The organism is Mycobacterium sp. SP-6446 (assembly GCF_001954045.1).
In the GTDB taxonomy this organism is placed as follows: domain Bacteria; phylum Actinomycetota; class Actinomycetes; order Mycobacteriales; family Mycobacteriaceae; genus Mycobacterium.
In genome coordinates, this window is sequence record NZ_MBEM01000064.1 from 89,508 (window position 1) to 107,202 (window position 17,695).

Genomic DNA, 17,695 nt, shown 5'->3' on the forward strand with positions numbered 1-17,695 from the left:
GCCTTGGGACGGCGCAGGCCGACGTGGCCGACGAGCTGCCGGTCGTCGCGGTCCTGCGGTCGTTGTCGGTATTCAGCGCGGACCAAGCCGGCGCATACCGCGAACATTTCGCCGCGCTGTCGCGCGTCCTCGGCCCTGACGTCTCGACTAAGCTCACGCGATTCATCGCCGACTGGGCGGCGGCGGGAGACGCGGGGCTCGTCCTCCTTACTGGCAACGCCGGCACGGGTAAGACCGCAGCCGCCGAGGCTTACTGCCGCGCAGCTGGAGGCGGCTTGCCAGAACTCGATGCACTCGTCGAAATCGCTCCCGGCCACCGGGTTCTAAAAGACTTGTCCGGCCTGCCTGATCGCGCCGCCCGGGCACGTGTGCTGGCGGAGGCCCTCGACCAAGCAGCCGCGAGCCAAGTGCTGATATGCGCCAACGAGGGTGTGCTTCGCGACGCTTTCGATGATCTCGACCGGCCAGTCGCAGCCGACACCCTTGAGGCCGCGCTCCGGCGAGGCGCCGCACAGTCCGGCCAACTGACCGTCGTCAATGTAAATCGACAGCGTCCCACCGGCGCTCAGCTGTGGGATCAGATAATCGACTATGTCACTCGGCCGCCACTATGGGCTGGCTGCGCCGGGTGCCCATTTGATGTCGGCGGATGCCCTATGCGTAGCAACGCCGAACGGCTGCGGCGGCCGGAAGTCCGCGCCCAACTGCGGACGCTGTTCCGGCTTGGCACCGGGGAAGCCGTGCCGACGCTGCGAGAGGTGCTGGCGATCTTGTCTTGGGCGGTCGTCGGTCGCGGGACATGCAGCCACGTCAAGGAGAAGAACCGCGATCTAGGACGCTCCGCGTTCACCGCCAGCACCGGCTACTTCGCCCGAGCCCTTGGAGGGGGCCTGTCCGCCGACAGCGCGGAGCAATCCCCCCTCTTGGCTGGCATCCGCAGGTGCGGTCTCGGAGTGGTTAGCGATCTAGAAGTCGACGGTTGGTTGCGCGACACCAACTCCGCACCACCCGCTGTACGGGCACTCGCGGGCGCACCGGATGGCGACGCCGACGACACCGGACGCAGGGCCGGGCTGTCCGGCACGCGATCGCCATTGGACCGTGTGCGGACAAAACAACACGAGATGACTTTCCACGCACTGGGCGAAATGATCAGCACCGACGAAGACGTCGAACGGGTCGAAGACGGGCTCGATGCGCTGGTCCGCGGCGATGGGGACGGGGGTGACTCCGCGCAGGCGTTGTGGCGGCAGCGGATTTACTTTGAGGCCGCCGCACAGCTCGGTGGAGCAGCTGCCGCGGCCCGGCGGCTGCTCCACTTCCGCCATGCCCTCGACTTATTCGAACTGGCCGCTGCCGCTGCTGCTGGCCGCGACACTGTCATCGAGCTGAATGAGCTCGTCCGCGGCTTGAACTTTCTCGTGACCGGCTTTGCCAGCCCGAACGAGGGCTTGATTGTGCCCGATCCTGCCTGCCTTTTCGCGCGAGATCCTGGCGCGTTCAGGCCGGCGCGGCCTTCGCTAATCCACAGCCTGATTCCAATTGAGAGACTAGCCGTTGAGGTACCCGACCAAGGTCTTGTTCAGGAGCTGCTCGACGTCGACCACGTCGACGTACAACTAGTTCTCGTCGATTCGCCGGAATTCGCCCTGCGTATCGGTCCTCGCATGTATGAGGCGATCCGCGAGGCTGCTGAATTTAGTGGCCCAGTTGGCCAAGGAGTCGCCGAGATGAACGACCTGCGAAGCTTTTACGGTCGGCTCGCATCTGCCTTTCCCGCCGAACGGACACTTCGGGTTGCTGACCCCGACTCGCAGCCGCCAGCGCTTGTGAGCATCACTCTTCCCCACTTCGTAGGACGTTGATGCCTTCGCCACGACGCCAGCCACGCCTCACGCCGGGTGCCATAGCCGCCGAGCTCTTCTGTCTTTATCCAGACCGCGACGAGCGGGCACCGCAGCTATGCGCAGAGACACTGCTTACTCTTGCGGCCAACGGGTACCAATCACCCGTCAACGGAAAGCCTCTGGTCACACCAAAACAGCAGCGCTTCGCAATACGGAGCCTCGCCACAAGCGAAAACTTCCTTGGCGGTCGCGACGAGGGGCGGGCCGGCGACGACGACACCACTCCCGCCGAATATGGCGCCTGCCTCGCCGGAGGCGATGAAATCCGCAGCTCAGCCCACCTCCGCCTGGCGCAGCAGACCCTGCAAGGACTAATTGACCCCGATACCCAGCGCGGCAACCAGCCCGGTGCGTGGCTACTCAGACCCTTCCACGAAGCGCTCCTCTGGTACGACGCCCGCAAGGCCGGCTCCCACAGCCCCGTATATGGTGTGCGTAAGGTTCACATGCGCGGGAGCGGCATCACACTCGCCCGGCTCATCACCAGCCCCGCCGACCCAGACGCGGCGCAGCTCGGGCGGTCCGCACTTTCCGAGATTCGCCAGGTTCTCACTGCTGATACGCCGTTGGCCGCGGTAAGCCGGCACCTCGAAAGCGCTTTGCCCCCCGATGCGCCCTACGTGCGGCCGCCCGAGCTGGAAGCCGACGAACAGGAAGCTTGGGACCGCGGTGCAGACCCGCGGCTAGCCGGCTTGGCGACCCGCTTATGCCGCCACGCCGAAGGGATAATGCGCCAAGAAGGTGCCAGTGGGCCCGCCAAGCTATGGCAGTTGCGCTGCATCCTCGCACTCGACTTCGCGGTCCACCTGGCCCGCACCGCGTGGGAAACAACCGAGGCCCCGGCCGGCGAGCGCTATCTATTGCTTAGCTTCAGCGCTGCACCCCGCGCCGAAGACCCGGTCCGTCAGCGGTCCGAAGACTCCTATCGGCTGGCTCGGATACGTATCGCCGACGCCGTAGTCCACACCCTCGCCCGCACCATGAAAAAGCTCGCAGACGGCGAGCAGCCGGTGGACTGGTCGAGCGAATTCCTCTTCCGTCGCGGAGCGCAAAGCGACGACGATGAGGCAAGCATCACCAAGCAGCTCAAGAAGCTGCCCCCGGGCGCAGGCGACGACGACTATGAGCGTATTGCCCGCGCCGCGATTAGCACCGCTGACTACGGCCGTGGCTCAGACGACGGTTTCCGCGTGCTGCTGGAATCCGCTGGCGCCCTCGTCGGCACCGGTAGCTACCGCTACCTAACCGCGGGGCCCGACCTGCTCGCGGCCCTCGTTGGTTCCTTCTCGGCCGACATGCCGATGCCCAGCCGCGACTTCTTCGCCGCCGTGCGAAGCGAATGGGACCTGGTTCTGAACCAGGAGTCCGCGGCCGAGACCGCGCTCGCCGACCTGCTCGACGGTGCAGCATTAGAACGTAACGCCCGCAGAGCGGAGAAGCTGATGAGTGACGCAGGCTTAGCGCTCGGTCTGTCAGACCGCACGACCGTGGTCGGTGAACGCACCGCTCGGAGAAGCCGTTGAGCCTCCGTCTGGGCGCCGCGCTCGCCGAATACCTCCGCCGCCACCTCGTCGAGGGCCGGCCAAACTTCGTCCTCGTCGAAGGCGTTCCCGTCGGCGTCGCCGAAGGCATGAGCGGCGCCTGGGACGACAAGCTACCGCGACTCGCAGTCGTCGCCCCCAACCCGTCGAGGTTCGGCAGCCATGCCCTCGGCAACCAGTCTGGGACGCACCTTCGCAACAGTGGCGGGGTCGTCGTAGTTCTCTGCGGTGGCGAGCAGGTGCCAGACAGACAGTCGCTGAATCTCTTCGAGTCTGTGTCGCCCAGCGTGCTGCTCGACACCACCGAAGGGCTGACTATCTTGTCCCAGCAGCAGCCAGCAGTGGACCTCGATGGTCCGGCTCGCGCCGTCCGCGAAGCGATCGTGCAATCGGGCCCTGCCGCGCGCCCGAGTGCCCTGGCCGTCGCCACCTACCTTGATCGGCTCGCCGACGGCAAGGATCCTCTGCGCGAATTGCCGCTGATCGGTGGATTTGCTGACCACCTCCCGGCCGGAGAGCGAGCTGACGCTCAGCGGATCGCAGATAACTTGGCCCTCGCGGCGAAGCGAACCGCAGATGACCTCCTGCGGCCCAGCTCGTACGCCGATTTGCGCCATCGCGCCGAACGCGTCCTCTCGCAGCGACCCGGGCTCAAAGATCCAGTTGATGCGCGACGGGCGGCCGCCGACATCATGGGGCAGCTGCAGAATGGCAGCGTCGAACTGCTGTCCAGCCTTCGATTCGACGAGGCTCGCCAGATCTTCGAACAGCGGTCCGAAAAGCTCACAGCCGTTGTCCGGCGCGAAATGGCGCAGTTCCGAGCAGGTCTGGTTGAAGGCAGCCAGGCGGAGATGTTGCCCTGGGAGGAGTACGACAGGATCGCTGGCGATCTCAGCCGGGGAACGGAACAGCGCGCCGCTGCACAAGAACTGTGCAATCTCGACGATGCGCAGCAACGGCAGATATTCACCCGGCCAACCCGCAACAAGCTCGAACGGCTGCTCCGGGACAAGTCAGTCAATGGGAGCAATCCCTCCTGTCCAGAGGCGGCAATCGTACGCGCCGCGCAGCAACTTGGCGGTCTGATCGAACGCGTACAAGTGCTCGAGCCTAAGCCGCCCGGGACTGGGAGGCCGACGACAATCAACCGCTCCGTCGCTGGGCGCATTCTCACCCTGGCGTGCGCCCGGCTGCGACTCGGCGGCCTGCTGCACAGATGGAGCCAGACCGGCGGAGAAGTCGACGGGCTGCTACTACGCTCCGCGGACGACGAGGATCTCGGTGACGTGCTCGACGCATTTGCGGACGCGGGTCTTTCCTCCGGCGCCACGCTGCCGCCTCTGCAGCTACGCCTGCACGCTGACGACGGCAGCACAGTCCAGGTCGATTGGCGTCCAGACCTCGACGACGCGGCAATGCTGCGAGTCGCCCTGCTGTTCGCCGACGAACCCGCCCTCGCTTTCGCTCAGCCCGGCGAACCCACCCTGCATGCGTTCTGCGGAGGTGCCTCGATAACCGCACTCCCCCTTCCCGCATCCTTGACTGAATTGGCGAGCGCTCTTCAGAAGACTGCCCGCGAAGCACTCGACCGAGGACTAAGTCCCCGCCTACTCTCCACTTGGACCGACGCTTGGACCAATGCTGTTTGCGATTGCGAAAGGGCCCAGGACACGGATAGTGCCGAGGCGCTCGCATTGTCCGGTGCCATTGTCGGTGATCAGGGCACCGCTCTCACGGCGCTTGCGCCGCTCAAGGCCGAGTGGCTTGCGCAGTATCTCGAAGCCCTCTGGCAACTGCTTCGGTACGCAGAGGAGCCGGTGAATGACACAAGCGCCGGCGACGCTGTGGCCGCCGCCCTTGGCGTCGCCCGCGCCACCGCCACCCACCATCCCGCTCACCTACGGCTCAGTACTCAAGATCGGGCCCTCCTGCCCAGTAGCGAAGGCCGGATATGGAGCGTTTACGGGGGCGTCAGCACTCGCGACGAAAGTGGCTTTGCAGGTGAAGCGCTCCGCTCGGTGATCACTCAGCTGCTCAAGCTGCAGCCGGAAGCCGCCGGTCACTTGCGGTGTCTCGCATGGGGCCCCGGTGCCGCCGACCTGCTCGTAAGCGTGGCCGTCCGGCTGATCGGAACAAGCGTCGGTGGCGGGACGATCGCAAGGATCGAAGTATTTTGCGTGGGCACGGGCGAGGATGACCGCCCCGCCTGGCACACCCTCGCCTACGCCGACGACAACTTGCGGGCACAGCGAGACGTACTGCAGCTGCGCTACCTCGACGACCTTGCAGCAGCACGCGCCCTGCTGTCACAAGGCAACGACAGCCCGGCCGTGCACCTCGCCCTTGTCACCGGCCTCACGGAGGGGGGCGGCCGCCTACAAATCGAAGCTCCTGAAGTGCCCGCGCCAGGCTGCGATAGCGAAGTCTTGTTCGCGCCACGCGTGTGGCAGCGGCCGCGGAAAGACCGCCGCACCCTGCTCATGCCTCCCGCCGCGACGCCCAGCGGCCACGCTTGGCTGCGGCTGCAGAACGCAGTTGAAGAGTCCTGGCCAGATCCCGATCAGACCTTGAGGATTCCGGAGGTCCGCACCGGCACTCTCGACATCCGCTCTCAACTGGGCGAAGTCCACGATCTCGCGCTCTGGGTAGCTACCCTTGACCGCTACGCCACTCGCGACAGCCTGGAACAAGCTCTCGGCCGCGACAATGTCGCAATCCTTCATCAAGAACGGCGCCTTGGTGGCGACAGCCCGCTGTCACTGGTTCTGAGTCAAAAGTCGGGCGGCCCCGCCGATCGCGCCATCGGCCGCAGCCTGCGTGCTGCCGGCATTGTTGACAACCGCGATCTGGCGCTTTCCATCGGCAGTGACCTAAGGAAGGTTGCCAGCCAGGGTTACGGCATCCTGGCTCTCCAGGCCGCCACCAGCGGCGCCGGTATCAATGAACTTGTCGGGCACGTCGTCGCTTTTAGCCTGCTCGCCACGACCGCTACACCTTGGCCGCTGCCACCAGGGTGCCGGGTACTGCTCGTCAGCCTCGACGAGTACCAGCACTGGTTTAGCGGGAAGCGCGCCGACCTGCTCGCGATTGCATTAGATCCCGACGAAGGCGGCGTCCATGTCGCCTGCATTGAAGTCAAGGCCCGCCGTAGCGACGAGACCGATGCCGCGGCAGGGGCTCTCGATCAGCTCAGCCAGACCCTGGCCGCCACCCGATGGGCGGCCTACCCGGAACCAGGCAGCATTCATACTCGCTTGTGGCTCAACCGGATTACCGAAGCCGCGTACGCGGTTGCTCGGGAATCACGCTTTAAGCTCGATGCCGCCGAGCTTGCCGCACTCGAAGCGTTCCGGCTTGCCAGAGGCAGCCTTGAATGGGCGGGCGTCGGACTTATCTTCGGGCCTAAAGTGAAGCCCCTCCACAAGATCCAGCAGAACCCCGTCGGCACCGACATCGTTCCAGTCGCCCTCCATACGATTCAGCTGACAGAACAGCTGCTGCGGACGGCGACCGGAACCGATCTCACTCAGCTGCGCACCGTTGAGACCGACCGCCCGTCACTGCAGTCGTCACGCGTCAAGCGCCGCCCGGAGGGGAAAAAACGACCGCAGGACGAGCCTTCGTCCGAGGCCGGACGGGATGACAGGGCGCGGGCGGAGGCCAACTCCGACGCACAGACGCCGGCCTCACCCACCGGTGAGCCCGTCATACGGGACGATGGCGCCACCACACGGGACGAACCGGCGTCGATCAGGGAACGCGGCCCGCGTGCGTCAGAAGGTCCCGGCGCAGACAAACCGCGACCCGCCTCATCGCCTGCCCCAGCGTTGGCCGACGAAGAAGCACAGCAGCGCGGTTCGGCGTCGACCACTCAAGCGGAGTTCGTCCCGCCTATCTTGGGCTGGGACGCAACTACCGGCCAGGAGGTGCGCTGGCACCCCGCCGGCCTCGAGCAGACGCTTAACAACGGCCATCTGGAGATATGGGGAACGTCCGGCATGGGCAAAACCCAGTTCGCGATGAGTCTGTTGGCACAACTATCGCATTACAGCGGCAGCAAGTTTGGCATCGCGGACTTCAAGAACGACTACAGCGACGAAACCGGCTTTCCGCGTTTCGCAGGCGCCGATTTCCTCGACCTGTGGGATACCGGCGCGCCGTACAACCCGCTCGCGCTCACGGTCGAGAGTCCGCGAGCCATCGATACCGCCGTTATCGAGCTGCGCGACACTGTTGACGAAGCCGCGCGCGCGTTCGTGCGGATGGGGCACCGGCAGAAACAGAAACTCGAAAAGGCGCTGCACGAGGCTTACGCCATCGGCCGTGAAGAAGAACGGTGGCCCACGCTGCGTACCCTTGATGACCAGCTCGACGCCGACCTAGCTGGCGTCATGGGAGATCTGACTCGCTACGAACTATTTAAGTCTGGGCCGCCACTCGGCGACGTCGTCGACCGCAACGTCGTCTTTGGGCTTTCGAAGATCCCCGGCAACGGCCAGACCACTGTGCTTGCCGCCGGATTCATCCTATCCGCGTTGCTTCTCCGCATTCAGAGCCTGCCGCCAGTGCCAAACACGATCCGCTATCTCGCCGTCGTCGACGAGGCCCATCGCGTCGCTGAATTTCGCGCCATTCAGACGATGATCCGCGAAGGGCGGTCGAAGGGCCTTGGGGTCGTGTTGGCTACCCAACAGCCGCTAGACCTACACCCCGTGGTCGCCGCCAACGCGCAAACGAAGATCTGCTTCGGAATCTCCGACGCAACCGCTGCTGCGATGGCGGCCCGGCGACTCGACCCTGGCGACCGGCGCCTTCCTGAGCAGATCCGCACCCTCGGTAAGGGCGAAGCTTATGTCAGCCTCGGTGGCGACATACCGCGCCTCACGCGGATGACTCAGGCATATCGAGACCACGAGCCCCTCGGTCTGCCTCCCCTTCACCCGTCGTTATGACGCGCCGAGATGGGCGCCCGCGCTCGACGCGGCGCACGCCACGTCACGACACGGTGGGCGCATCCTATGCCAGCGACCCGGGCGTTCGTGCCCGGATGCAGGCTCAACGCACTCGGGACACCGCGCCTGAGATTGCAATCCGCAAGCTGTTGCATGCCGCCGGCTTGCGCTACCGCGTTGATGTTGCGCCCTTGCCAGGAGTGCGCCGTCGCGCTGACATCGTCTTTCGACCAGCGCGCGTCGCCGTATTCGTTGATGGCTGTTTTTGGCATGGCTGTCCTGACCACGGCAACCGCGCCGTGCGCTCAAACCCTGGTTATTGGTCGTCCAAGATCACCAGGAACCGCGACCGAGACCGAGACACTGACACCCGGCTCGTGGCCGAGGGCTGGATGGCGATCCGAATCTGGGAACACGAACCGCCCGAAGCTGCCGCGGCGAAGATTTTCGACACTGTGACGAGGCGCCGCCCTCGAGTCGGCGCGCCAATCTGATCGCCGCTGCACGCGCTGGTAAGCGTTGACGAAATGTAGGCGGCATCGTGAGTTTGAGATCAAGTAGGGCCGTTACGTCAGGCTTGGAGCGCCCAGCGGTGTCCGGTAAGGCCGAGGAACATCACCACCATGGTGGGTAGTTGGGCGAGCTGAGCCTGCACGAGCAACCAACAGAGTATGGGCCCTAGCCAGCCACCTAACTGCGCATCACCTCTAGATACCCGCTCAAAGCCGCGGTGGCGGCGCCGACAGCCACCCGTCCGAAAGCAACTCGAGCAACTGTCCGTCCGGATCGCGGATCATCGCCATCACCTCGGTCACCGTCGCGTCGACGACCGCTCCCCCGAACTCCTCGACCTTCTTCAACGCCCCGGGAAGATCGGACACTGAAAACGAAATGTGCGTCAGCCCAATCTGATCCATGACGCGTTCCGACCCGGTGTGAACCTGGCGCTTCGAGTAGTCCATGAGTTCGAGCACAAACCCGTCGCGCACCAAGTAGGTCGCATGCACCCCGAGCGGCTCGGGAAGCTGCACGAGCTTGGCGGTGGGTCCGTCTGGCGGCTCAAGCTCCCACCAGAACTGAAACCCGAGCACCGATTCGTAGAACCGCCGCGACCGCTCGCGATCGGACACACACAATCCGACGTGGTTGAACGTCGTCTGGTGACGACTCATTGACGGCCTTTCTCGACAGAACCCACGAGCGTAATAATGCAAAGATAGTGCAGAAAGCCGAGCTCTCGTCGCGGTGGAGGACTTCCAGATGACTACACGGCCCGACGTCAGGCCCGACTCAATCGTCGACTTCGACCATCATTCCGACGAGTTCAACCTCAACCAACAGCAGATCAACGCCGAGCTACGCCAGAAATGCCCCGTCGCCTGGAACACCAACTACGACGGATTCTGGTTCCTCAGCAGCTATGACGCGGTCAGCCAAACGGCCCGCGACGACGAGACCTTCTCCCACAGATACGACCCGAACGCCAACGACGGCGTCGACTACCGGGGTGAAATGGGCGTGCCGCGGCCCGACGGCCAACCTGCCCTGGGCATCGGCGAAGTCGATGGCGAGTATCACCTGGCCCTCCGCCACGCGCTGGCGCCGTTCTTCTCTCCGGGCGCCGTCGAAAAACTCAAGCCCTTCATGGAGCAATCCGCCCACTGGTTCCTCGACCAGAAGATCACCGACGGGCAGATGGACCTCGTCCTCGACTACGCCAGCCCGGTCCCGGCCATCCTCACCATGAAGCTGATGGGCCTGCCCTACGACAACTGGCACCTCTACGCCAACCTGTTCCACTCCGTCATGGCCATTCCCCAGGACAGCGACGAGTACGCCAGCGCCATCGCCAAAGTCCCCGCCATGATGCAAGAGGTCCTCGAGTTCGCGGCGGCCCGACGAGCCGACGCCCGAGGAGACCTGACCAGCTTCCTCATCCAGTTCGAATTCGACGGCAAGCGCCTCACCGACGAACAGCTGCTCAACATCATCTGGAACCTCATCGGCGGCGGCGTCGACACCACCACCTCACAGACCGCGCTCACGCTCAAACACCTGGGCACGCATCCCGAGCTACGGCAACAACTCATCGACCACCCCGAGCTCTACCGCACCGCCACCGACGAATTCCTGCGCTACTTCTCCGTCAACAAGTCGCTGAGCCGCACGGTCACCCGCGACGTCGAGCTCGACGGCCAACACCTGAGAAAAAACGACCGCGTCATCATCAGCTGGCTGTCCGCCAACCACGACGAACAGGAATTCGACCGGCCCGACGACGTCATCCTCGATCGAATGCCCAACCGCCACCTGGCCTTTGGGCTCGGGCCGCATCGCTGCATCGGCTCGCACCTGGCGCGCCTGATGTCCGAAGTGATGGTGAAGGCGGTGCTCGACCGCATGCCCGACTACCGGGTCGACGTCGACAACGTCCACCAATACATGAACAACCCAAGCATGACTGGGCTCGGCCAGCTACCGGTCACCTTCACCCCAGGAGCGAGCAGGCGCACCTCACGCCCCTGGTGATGGCTCGCGCGGAATCATGACGAGCCGCCGTCGAGCAGTCCGCGCTCGATAAGTTCCCACACTTGCCGCTGCGCAAATTCGATGCCGGCCGCGGTTTTGGGTAATGGCCCGTCCAGCAGGAGGTTCGCGAGGCCGTGCACCGCCGACCAGACCGCAATCTCGGCTCCGGACCTGCGGCGCGGGTCCAGCAGTCCGGCGGCTTGGCATTGGTCGAGCACGTCGCTGAGGATCTCGAAGGGATCGGCACCATCACGTGGCGATCCGGCGTTCGCGCGAGCCTGACCCGCGGCGGGCGCCGTGGCGGGATGCGAGGTAAACGCGGTTCGGAACAGCCCGGGCTCACTCAACGCGAAGTCAATGTAGGCCGTACCAACCGCGCGCAGCCGCTGGCGGGGAGCCCTGGCGCGGGCAACGCGTCGGCGCATCTCGGCGGCAAGCTCGATGCGCGCATGGCGCGACACCACGTCCAGCAGCGCTTCGCGGTCGGCGAAATGACGGTACGCGGCCGAGTGCGACACACCGGCCACCCGGGCGGCCTCGCGCAGGATGACCCGATCGGGTCCGCCTTCACGAGCCAGCTCGATGCTCGCCTCGACCAACGCTGAGTTCAGCGCACCGTGGTGGTAAGGCTTTTCGCGCTCTGGGCCAGCGGGTGTCATGCTCGCCAGAATCCCACACAGACTCGATGTTGACAACGGTCACATGCCGTCGCATACTGCAATGTAACCAGTGGTCACATTGCCTGCTGGTTCGAAGTACCGATTAGTGGAAGGACAGTCCGATGACAAACTCACGCGTGCTGGTGACCGGCGCCACCGGCAAGATTGGCGGAGCGGTGGCCGCTCAACTATTGGAAAAGGGCGTGCCGACAAGGGCTTTGGTGCACCGCGAGGACGCACGCAGCGCCCGCTTGCGGGAGCTGGGCGCCGAGGTCGTCGTCGCCGATATGTTCGACATTCAACAGGTTACGGCCGCGATGGACGGCATCGACCGCCTCTACTTCAATCCCCCGTGGCATCCTCACGTACTCGACAGCGCGGTGGCCTTCGCGGTCGCGGCACAGCGCGCAGGAGTGGAAGCCGTGGTGGCGCTTGGGCAATGGCTGGCGAGCCCCGAGCACCCCTCGTTGATGACCCGGCAGGCCTGGCTGACCGACAAGTTGTTCGACCTGCTGCCGAACACCGCCCACGTCGCGGTCGATCCCGGCTACTTCGCCGACGGTTACCTGAACCTGCTCTCAGTCGCCGCGCAGCTGGGCGTGTTGCCGGTGCCGACCGGCGGAGGCCGCAATGCCCCGCCGTCCAACGAGGACATCGCACGCGTGGCCGTCGGTGCCCTGCTCGATCCGCACCGTCACGACGGGCGGGCCTACCGCCCGACCGGGCCGGCTCTGCTAACCGGAGCGGAGATCGCCGACGCGATAGGTGAGGCGTTGGGCCGGCGGGTGCGTCACATCGACATCCCGCCGCGGATGTTCATGAAGGCCCTGCGCGCGAACGGAAAACGATTCGGTTTCGACGAGTTCTTCCAGTCCGGCATGCGCCACTACGGGCCGGAGTACGGTCTGGGGACCTGGGAGGTCGGCGGCCCGACGACCCATGTCCGTGATGTCGCCGGTGTCGAACCGGAGGACTTTCTGACCATCGCGCGCCGCTATGTCGGTGGCCCGGAATTACTGCGCACCCCAGGCAATTTCATCCGCGAACTCTGGAACATGATGCGCATCACGGTTACGCCCATGCACCGGCTGGACAGGTTCGAGCGACTCCAGCAGCATCCGCAGCCCGCCCATCCGGTTTTCTCGGCGCAATCCGCGATCTGGCGACAAGAACATGCCGCAACCGATGGCCGGTTTGGGATAAGCCAGGCTCATCCCGCATCGCCATCACAGGTCGCGTAAACCCGGCTCACCCGTTAGCTGGCCGTGGCGTACTGCAGCACCGGCTCCGACGAATCGACGTGCTCACCGCTGATGATCCTCAGCCGTTCGGGGCGCACCTCGTAGCGGACGCCGTTGAGCGGATTGGTGACGTCGAACCCATCCCCCGCGCGTTCGGCGTTGGACAGTTCGATGTGGGCGCCGTCGCGAATACGCTCACCGCGGTAGTAGTAACTGCCGCTGAGGTTTTCACACACCACCGCGAGCGACTGAGCGGTGCGCACCACCGCGGCGGGCGGATTGCCCGGATCGCACCGGGCCGTCTCGCCGACGAACCCCAACCCGTCGGCGCCCTTCACCGGGCGCGATAGCGACGGCGTCTTCGGCACCGGCGCGCTCGGCGGAGGTGCAGCCCGCGGCGGAGGTGCAGCCCGCTGGGTCTGCGACGGCACGGCGCCGTTGCGGGGCGTGAAGACCACGGATCCCACCGCCACGACCAGGCCGACAACCAACGCGACCACCGCCGCCACCGTCAGCACGAGCGGCGCCCGGCCGATCGTCAGCGGGCGGACCGACCGCTCCGGCGTCGACTCCGCGGGTGGATAGGGGCTCGAGCCGGTGTCGTCGGGGTTGGGATAGAACGCCGCGAACGGCCGCGTGCGAGGAGGCAGGCTTTGGCCGGCCGCAACGGGAACCCGCTCGTCGGCCGAGGACACCGCCTCGCTGGCCGCCCGGGCCAGCTCACCTGCGGACGCGAACCGCCCCGCGCGCTGCTTGGCCATGCCCCGGGCGACGACGTCGTCGAAGGCCCGGCCGACGCCGCGGCGCATGATGCTGGGCCGCGGCGCCGGGGACAGCAGGTGCGCGCTCTTCAGCTCCTGCGGATCCGAACCCTCGAACGCCGGCTGTCCCGTGAGGCATTCGTAGAGCACGCACGCCAGCGAATACACGTCGGTCTGCGGCCCGATCCGCCCGCTGGTGAACCGTTCGGGCGCCATGTAGGTGCGCGACATCGTCGCGTCGCCGCCGGCATGCGCGATGCCGAAGTCGACGACGTACGCGAAGTGGTCGCGCGTGAGCACGACGGTTTCCGGTTTGACGTCGAGGTGCATCAGGCCAGCGGCGTGCGCGGCGTCCAGCGCGCGCGCCACCTGCGCCGTGATCGAGGCCGCACGCGAGGATTCCAGCGCACCCCGCTCGCGAAGCAGGTCCCGCAGGCTGCCGCCGTCGACCAGGTGCATGTCGAGGTAGTGCACCCCGTCGATCTCGCCGAAGTCATGCACCGGGATGACATGGGGTTCCTGCAATCGCGCCGTCGCCCGGCATGCTTGGTAAAAGCGTTGCTGGAAGCCAGGTTCCGCGGCCCTCTCCGCACGTAACAGCTTGAGCGCGACGCGCCGATCCTTAACCGTGTCGTAGGCCCGATAGACCTCGCCCAGCGCACCGCTGCCGATCAGTGCTTGCAGCTCGTATCGCCCGAACCGGGTAGAGGACAATCGAAAATCCTTCCGTCAGCTCGAACAGGTCCAGCCCGGCGGATTCCCAAATTCGGCGTCGACATAACGTGCGACAGCTCACGCGTGCGGCGGTACTGGGCACCAGAACAGGCCGCAGTTGAAGTTGGGAGGGCCGGTTTGCCACGGCGGAGCGTTGATCGGTCCGCTCGGCCAGCCATATACGGCTCCGTTGCCGGTATCGACGACACCACGATAGTCGTAGTAGTACTCGTGGCACACGCCCATGTTCCAGTTGATGAAGTTGTCCGGAATCCGCTCGCCGGGACACCAGTGACCGCACGTGTGGCCCGCCGGGCAGTTTCCGCCGACGTGGCCAAACGGATCGGCTTGGGCAACGGCCATCCCCAACCCCGCGGTGGCGATGGCGCCCGACACCAGTGCACCGGCGACGATCGTTTTCAAAGTCATGCAGCAACTACACACCGGCCGGCCCACTACCGATCCCAATTACGATGAGCGGCATGACGGCGCGCTTCGCGGAAATCGTCGGGGCCCAGAACCTGCTAACGGGCGACGCCATCCCCGACGACTACTTCCACGACGAGGTGTTGACGTCGGCGCCACAGAAACCGGGGTGGGTCGCGAAACCGGGATCCGCCGACGAGGTCGCGCAGCTGCTGAAAACCGCCACGCAGCACCAGGTTCCGGTGACGGCCCGCGGATCCGGGACCGGCCTGTCGGGCGCGGCGATACCACAGGAAGGCGGCCTGGTCATCTCCTTCGAGCGGATGAACGCGGTCCTCGAGGTCGATACGACCAATCAGGTCGCCGTCGTCCAACCGGGCGTGACGCTGACCGACCTGGACGCAGTGACCGTCGACGCCGGGCTGAGCTACATGGTGCACCCGGGCGAGCTGTCCTCCAGCGTCGGCGGAAACGTGGGAACCAACGCCGGCGGCATGCGCGCGGTCAAGTACGGGATCGCCCGCCACAATGTGCTCGGGCTGCAGGCGGCGCTGCCGACCGGCGAGCTCATCCGCACCGGCGGCAAGATCGCCAAGGTCTCCACCGGCTACGACCTCACCCAGCTCATCGTCGGCTCCGAAGGCACCCTGGCCCTGGCCACCGAGGTGACCGTCAAGCTTCATCCACGCCTCGATCACAGCGCCACCGTGCTCGCGCCGTTCGCCGACTTCGACCAAGTCATGCAGGCGGTGCCTCGCATCTTGGCCAGCGGGTTGGTGCCCTACATCCTCGAGTACATCGACAACATGACGATGGCCGCACTCGTCCATACGCAGAACCTCGAGCTCGGCATTCCGGATCAGATCCGCGATAGCTGCCAGGCGTATCTCGTTGTGGCGCTTGAAAACCGCACCGCGGATCGGCTGGACGAGGACGTCGAGCGGGCCGGTGAGTTGGTCGCCGAGTTGGGCGCCGTCGACGCCTACGTGCTCGAGGGAAGCCCGGCCCGCCGGTTGATCGAGGCACGCGAGAAGGCGTTCTGGACGGCCAAGGCAATCGGCGCCGACGACATCATCGACACCGTCGTGCCGCGCTCCGCGATGCCGAAATTCCTTTCGGGTGCACGCGAATTGGCGGTGGCCGCGGGCGGCGCCGCGGCGGGCTGCGGGCACGCCGGCGACGGCAACGTGCACCTGGCCATCATCTGCAAGGACCCGTCGAGTCGGAAGAAGCTGATGACCGACATCTTCGCGCTGGCAATGGAATTGGGCGGCGCGATCTCCGGCGAACACGGGCTGGGCCGCGCCAAAACGCCGTACTTCCTCGAGCTGGAAGATCCGGTCAAGGTCGAGCTCATGCGCCGCATCAAGCGGAGCTTCGACCCGGCGGGCATCCTCAACCCCGACGTGCTATTCCCGCCGCACTGACGCCGATCTCGCCTATTGGCGTCGCCGCGCGGCGAGCCAACGCCCAGCGAACCAGCAGAACAGCGCGAACCCGACGCTGGAATAGATCAAGTTGATGACCACGCCCGCCGTCGGATCGAATCCGAGCTGGCGCAACTGGCCCGCTTTGCGGGCATCGATACCGTGGCTGAGCTCCCATACGATTCCCACGATCGCGACGAGCTGCCCGGCGAGTACGACGATGACGAGCCGGATGACCCACCGCATGCCGCGCAGGACCAGCACCGCGACGCCGGTCAGGGCGACCGCAACCGCGATGTACGCCAGCGCTTGACCCGTCTCGCGGTGCGCTAGTGCGGAGACCAACGCGGTGACGGCCAATCCGACACCGGCAAGCATGAGCCCGGCGACGCTGATCGCCAGCGGCCGATGGAACGCAGCCATGACCGCGGAGTCTACGCGTCCTCAAAGCAATTGGGCCACAACGCCTTCAATCATGTCCGATGGGTCTTGGCCAACGCCCACCGCACGCAATTCGCCCCCGATGGCAAGCGAGGCGACTCCGTGCACCAGCGACCAGAGCGGGCCGGCAATCGAACGCGGGTCCGCACCATCGGCGTCCTCACATTGCGTTATCGCGTCGAGCAGGTCGCCGAACGCCCGCTCCGCCGCAACCGCCAGGCTCGGGTGGTCCGCCTTCGAAATCTCGGCGCCGAACATCACCTGGTAGCGGTCTCGGTGGCTCACCGCCCAGCGCACATAAGCGCGACCCAGTTCGACAACCCGCGCCTTGGGCTCCGCCACGGCCTCGGCGGCGGCGGCCAGCTCGGCGTGCAGTTCGAGGAACCCCTGTTCGGCGACCGTCGCCAGCAACGAGGCCTTGTCGGCGAAGTGCCGATACGGGGCCGCCGCGCTGACGCCGGCGCGCCGCGCCGCCTCGGTGAGGGTGAACCCCTTCGGCCCCTTCTCGGCCACCAGCGATAGCGCGGCGCTGGTCAGCGCCCGTTTCAGGTCGCCGTGGTGGTAACTATCCCGGCGCGCTGCCGTCGTTTTCCGTGCCATGTTGACGACATTAACATTATGGTCTATGTTAATGCCATTCACATCCTCCCAAGGAGCAGAAATGAGCAAGCAACTCGTGACCATCGAGACCAACCGCGCCGGCGACCGCGACCGACAGAGGACGGCCACACGCCTCGGCCAGGCACTCGCGCAGGGCTACCTGGAACTGGACGACTACGACCGGCGGGTGCAGGCGGTGTTCCAAACACACACCACCGGGGAGCTAAGGCAGCTCGTCAACGACCTTCCCCTCGATCGCATCCGGCGCGCCGATCCTCGCCGCCGCGCCGCGCGCGCGGCCGCGGCCCGCCGCGGCGTGCGCATCCACCTCGGCGCCTTCGTCGCGATGGCCGCGATCGTGCTCACCATCTGGGCAGCGACCGGCGTCGCGTACTTCTGGCCGATCTGGCCCATCTTGGGTGCGGCAATCGGTCTCGTCAGCCACGCCCTGGCCATCCGGCCGGCCATGAAAACCGTTGGATATCAAGGAGTTTAGA

Annotated in this window: 14 protein-coding genes; 8 read left to right on the top strand and 6 right to left on the bottom strand. The window is 65.8% G+C overall.

Features of this window, described 5'->3' with window-relative positions; translation table 11 throughout:
- The first annotated feature begins 23 nt into the window (after window positions 1-23).
- From A5736_RS05010 to A5736_RS05025, 4 genes are all read left to right on the top strand, one after another.
- Window positions 24-1,865, top strand: a complete 1,842-nt coding sequence (locus tag A5736_RS05010; protein WP_083667169.1) for an ATP-binding protein — start codon at window positions 24-26, stop codon at window positions 1,863-1,865.
- Window positions 1,865-3,430, top strand: coding sequence for a hypothetical protein (locus A5736_RS05015; protein ID WP_076244842.1), 1,566 nt, complete (start codon window positions 1,865-1,867; stop codon window positions 3,428-3,430). Before A5736_RS05010 ends, A5736_RS05015 begins: the two co-directional genes overlap by 1 nt.
- Window positions 3,427-8,400 (top strand): ATP-binding protein, encoded by a 4,974-nt coding sequence (locus A5736_RS05020; protein WP_076244843.1) that lies wholly within the window; start codon window positions 3,427-3,429, stop codon window positions 8,398-8,400. The genes A5736_RS05015 and A5736_RS05020 overlap by 4 nt, the downstream gene beginning before the upstream one ends.
- A 95-nt stretch (window positions 8,401-8,495) precedes the next feature.
- A complete protein-coding gene (locus A5736_RS05025) occupies window positions 8,496-8,894 on the top strand; it encodes a very short patch repair endonuclease (RefSeq protein ID WP_083667157.1) in 399 nt (132 codons plus the stop codon).
- A gap of 225 nt (window positions 8,895-9,119) precedes the next feature.
- Here the strand turns inward: A5736_RS05025 and A5736_RS05030 are convergent, their stop codons facing one another.
- Entirely contained in the window at window positions 9,120-9,572 is a 453-nt protein-coding gene (locus tag A5736_RS05030; protein WP_076244847.1) for a VOC family protein, read from the bottom strand.
- Window positions 9,573-9,660: 88 nt separating this feature from the next.
- Between A5736_RS05030 and A5736_RS05035 the strand changes: the two genes are divergently transcribed.
- Complete coding sequence (locus A5736_RS05035) at window positions 9,661-10,929, top strand: cytochrome P450 (protein ID WP_076244920.1); 1,269 nt, start codon at window positions 9,661-9,663, stop codon at window positions 10,927-10,929.
- 14 nt (window positions 10,930-10,943) lie between these two features.
- Here the strand turns inward: A5736_RS05035 and A5736_RS05040 are convergent, their stop codons facing one another.
- Window positions 10,944-11,588 (bottom strand): TetR/AcrR family transcriptional regulator, encoded by a 645-nt coding sequence (locus tag A5736_RS05040; RefSeq protein ID WP_076244848.1) that lies wholly within the window; start codon window positions 11,586-11,588, stop codon window positions 10,944-10,946.
- A gap of 122 nt (window positions 11,589-11,710) precedes the next feature.
- On the opposite strand from A5736_RS05040, the gene A5736_RS05045 reads away from it, so the two are divergent.
- Complete coding sequence (locus A5736_RS05045; RefSeq protein ID WP_076244850.1) at window positions 11,711-12,829, top strand: NmrA family NAD(P)-binding protein; 1,119 nt, start codon at window positions 11,711-11,713, stop codon at window positions 12,827-12,829.
- A 14-nt stretch (window positions 12,830-12,843) separates the two neighbouring features.
- Here A5736_RS05045 and A5736_RS05050 read toward each other — a convergent pair whose 3' ends face one another.
- Both A5736_RS05050 and A5736_RS05055 read right to left on the bottom strand, forming a co-directional pair.
- A complete protein-coding gene (locus tag A5736_RS05050) occupies window positions 12,844-14,304 on the bottom strand; it encodes a serine/threonine-protein kinase (protein WP_076244852.1) in 1,461 nt (486 codons plus the stop codon).
- A 78-nt stretch (window positions 14,305-14,382) separates the two neighbouring features.
- A complete protein-coding gene (locus tag A5736_RS05055) occupies window positions 14,383-14,733 on the bottom strand; it encodes a hypothetical protein (protein ID WP_076244854.1) in 351 nt (116 codons plus the stop codon).
- Window positions 14,734-14,777: 44 nt separating this feature from the next.
- Between A5736_RS05055 and A5736_RS05060 the strand changes: the two genes are divergently transcribed.
- Window positions 14,778-16,157 carry an FAD-binding oxidoreductase gene (locus A5736_RS05060; RefSeq protein WP_076244856.1) on the top strand — a complete coding sequence of 460 codons (1,380 nt, stop codon included), beginning with the start codon at window positions 14,778-14,780 and terminating at the stop codon, window positions 16,155-16,157.
- A 12-nt stretch (window positions 16,158-16,169) separates the two neighbouring features.
- On the opposite strand, the gene A5736_RS05065 is transcribed toward A5736_RS05060, so the two are convergent.
- Both A5736_RS05065 and A5736_RS05070 read right to left on the bottom strand, forming a co-directional pair.
- Window positions 16,170-16,580 (bottom strand): hypothetical protein, encoded by a 411-nt coding sequence (locus A5736_RS05065; protein ID WP_076244858.1) that lies wholly within the window; start codon window positions 16,578-16,580, stop codon window positions 16,170-16,172.
- A 21-nt stretch (window positions 16,581-16,601) separates the two neighbouring features.
- Entirely contained in the window at window positions 16,602-17,198 is a 597-nt protein-coding gene (locus A5736_RS05070; protein ID WP_076244860.1) for a TetR/AcrR family transcriptional regulator, read from the bottom strand.
- 61 nt (window positions 17,199-17,259) lie between these two features.
- Here A5736_RS05070 and A5736_RS05075 point away from each other — a divergent pair, with 61 nt between their 5' ends.
- The gene (locus A5736_RS05075) at window positions 17,260-17,694 is read left to right on the top strand and encodes a DUF1707 domain-containing protein (protein ID WP_083667159.1); all 435 of its coding nucleotides are present in this window, start codon (window positions 17,260-17,262) and stop codon (window positions 17,692-17,694) included.
- Window position 17,695: the final 1 nt, after the last annotated feature.